At 71.2% G+C, this 3,175-nt stretch carries 2 protein-coding genes; both read right to left on the bottom strand.

Annotation, left to right across the window (positions count from 1 at the left end; genetic code table 11):
- The coding region (gene araA, locus ACFPIH_RS53430) for an L-arabinose isomerase (RefSeq protein ID WP_385879271.1) at positions 1-1,472 on the bottom strand (1,472 nt) is incomplete at its 3' end.
- A 50-nt stretch (positions 1,473-1,522) separates the two neighbouring features.
- A partial coding sequence (gene araB / locus ACFPIH_RS53425; RefSeq protein WP_385879269.1) for a ribulokinase occupies positions 1,523-3,175 on the bottom strand: 1,653 nt, incomplete at its 5' end.

The raw sequence follows: 3,175 nt of genomic DNA, 5'->3' as shown, positions 1-3,175 counted from the left end.
TCCTTGGCGAACTGGTCGGTGGTGGTGTTCTCGTCGATGGTGAGCAGTTCGACGCCGGTCATGGCGGCGTAGTCGGTCAGGGTCTCGAGGTCGACGGCCGTACTGAGCACGGTGTGGTGGGGGGCTCCGGACAGCAGCCAGCTCTCGGCGGACTCCGCGAGGGAGGGGCGTGGCTTCCACACGGCCCGGGCGACCGGCAGGCGGCGCAGTGGTTCGCTGGGGGCGATGACGTCGACGGCGTTGGCGGTGAGGCGGAAGCGGTCGCCGAGGTCGCAGAGGCCGACGACGACGGCGGGACCCTCGGCCGCGTTGAAGACCAGGCGGACGGGGTCTTCACGGCCGCCGATGGACAGGGGGTGGATCTCGCAGCTGGGGCGGTCGGCTGCCACCGAGGGGCAGACCTCCAGCATGTGGGCGCCCAGAACGCGTGGTGTGCCGGGGCCGAGGTGGTAGGTGTAGTCCTCCATGAAGGTGGTGCCGCCGGGAAGTCCGCTGCCCATGACCTTCATCGTGCGCAGCAGGGCGGAGGTCTTCCAGTCGCCTTCGCCGCCGAAGCCGTAGCCGTCGGCCATGAGGCGCTGGACGGCGAGGCCGGGGAGCTGGCGCAGGCCGCCGAGGTCCTCGAAGTTGGTGGTGAAGGCGGTGAAGCCGCCCTCGGTGAGGAAGGCGCGCAGGCCGAGTTCGAGGCGGGCGGCGTAGAGCAGGGAGTCGTGGCGGATGTTGCCCGGACGCAGGGCCGCGACGACGTCGTAGGACTCGGCGTATTCGCCGGCGAGCCGGGCGGCTGCCTTGTCCTCGACGGCGTCGACGAGGGCGACCAGGTCGTTGACGGCGTAGGTGTTGACGGAGAAGCCGAACCGCAGCTGGGCCTCGACCTTGTCGCCCTCGGTGACGGCCACGTCGCGCATGTTGTCGCCGAAGCGGGCCAGGCGCAGGGTGCGTGAGGTGTGGCGGCCGACCGCGGCGCGGGCCCAGGCGGCGACGCGCCGCACGACCCGCGGGTCGGTGACGTGACCTGCGACGATCTTGCGGTCGACGCCGAGACGGGACTCGATGTGGCCGAACTCGCGGTCGCCGTGGGCGGCCTGGTTGAGGTTCATGAAGTCCATGTCGATGCTCGGCCAGGGCAGTGACAGGTTGTACTGGGTGTGCAGGTGCAGCAGAGGCCGGTCCAGGACGCTGAGTCCGGCGATCCACATCTTGGCCGGTGAGAAGGTGTGCATCCACACGATCACGCCCACGCAGGTGTCGGAGGCGCTCGCCTCCTGGCACATCCGGCGGATCGAGTCGGCGTGGGTGAGGACCGGCTTCCACACGATCCGCACCGCGACCTTGCCCGGGCGCCCGAGCGTCTCGCAGATGCTCCGCGACTGCTCGGCCACCTGGCGCAGGACGTCGTCACCGTACAGACCCTGGCTACCGGTGAGGAACCAGACCTCCCGGTCCGGGTAGGGGCTGGCGCTGTTCTCCATGTGAGTTCCTTCCAAGGACGGGCGGGGCATCGGGCGGAGGGCGGTGGCGCTCAGGCGGACGCCTGGGCGCGGATGCGGCGCAGGCGGTGCATGACCTCGTTGGCGCCCCGGCCGAAGTAGTCGTGCAGCAGCCGGTACTCGGCGTACAGACGGTCGTAGGCCGCCGCCCGCCCGGAATCGGGGAGGTAGACGCCGGGGCGGGCCTTGCCCATGGCCTGGGCGGCGGCCCGGATGTCCGCATACGCGCCGGCCGCCACCGCGGCGTGCATCGCCGCGCCGAGGGCCGGGCCCTGGACGGAGTCGATGACACCGAGGGGGCGGCGGGTGACGTCGGCGTAGATCTGCATCAGCAGCGCGTTCCTCGTCAGCCCGCCCGCGATGATCAGCTCCCCGACCGGGACGCCGGAGGTCTCGAACGCCTCGATGATCGTGCGGGTGCCGAAGGCGGTCGCCTCCAGCAGCGCCCGGTAGACATCCTCGGGGCGGGTGGACAACGTCAGCCCCACCACGACGCCGCTGAGGTCGTGGTCGACCAGGACGGAACGGTTCCCGCTCTGCCAGTCCAGAGCGACCAGCCCGTGCCCGCCCACCTCCTGCCCGGCGGCGAGGGCGGTCAGGTGTTCGTGCGCGTCGCGGCCCAGCGCGGCGGCCTCCTGCGCATACGACGCGGGGAAACCCGTGCGCACGAACCAGCCGAAGATGTCACCCACACCGCTCTGCCCGGCCTCGTACCCCCACAGCCCCGGCAGGATGCCGCCCTCGACGACCCCGCACATCCCCGGCACCTCGGCCCACCGGTCGGAGCTCATCACATGACAGGTGGACGTGCCCATGATGGCCACCATCCGGCCCGGCTCCACCGCCGTGGCAGCGGGCGCCGTCACATGGGCGTCGACATTGCCGACGCACACCGCGATGCCCTCGGGCAGACCCGTCCACGCCGCCGCCTGCGCCGTCAACGTCCCCGCCAGATCACCCAGTTGGCCGATCGGCTGGTCCAGCTTCGTGGTGACGAAGTCCGCGAAGCCGGGGTTGAGCGCGGCGAGGTAGTCGGAGGAGGGATAGGCGCCGTCCTGGAACTGGCCCTTGTAACCGGCGGTGCACGCGTTACGGACATACCTGCCGCACAGCTGCCACACGATCCAGTCGGCCGCCTCGATCCAGCGGCCGGTCAGCTCGTAGAGCTCCGGGTCCTCCTCCAGCAGTTGCAGCGCCTTCGCGAACTCCCACTCCGAGGAGATCTTCCCGCCGTACCGCCGCAGCCACGGTTCCCCACGCTCGTCGGCCAGCGCCGTGATGCGGTCGGCCTGCGCCTGCGCAGCATGGTGGCGCCACAGCTTGACGTAGGCATGCGGGCGGCCCGCAAGGTGCGGCAGTTCGCACAGGGGAGTGCCGTCGGCGAGGACGGGCAGGACCGTGCACGCGGTGAAGTCCGTCCCGATCCCGACAACCTGCTCCGGCCGCACCCCGGCCCGCGCCAGTGCCTCGGGTACCGCGATCCGCAGCACATCGATGTAGTCACCGGGCACCTGCAGAGCCCAGTCGGGCGCCAGCGCCGTCCCGTCGGGCAGCTCCCGGTCCAGGACCGCATGGGCGTAGGAATGCTCCGCCGAGGCCAGTTCGGCGCCATCGGCGACACGCACCACCACCGCCCGCCCCGACAACGTCCCGTAATCGACTCCGACGACGCAGGCGTCGGAGTG

This window comes from Streptomyces vulcanius, from assembly GCF_042653945.1.
Classification (GTDB): domain Bacteria; phylum Actinomycetota; class Actinomycetes; order Streptomycetales; family Streptomycetaceae; genus Streptomyces; species Streptomyces mangrovi.
The sequence above is the reverse complement of the archived record's forward strand: the minus strand, read 5'-3'. Positions and strand labels throughout refer to the sequence as shown.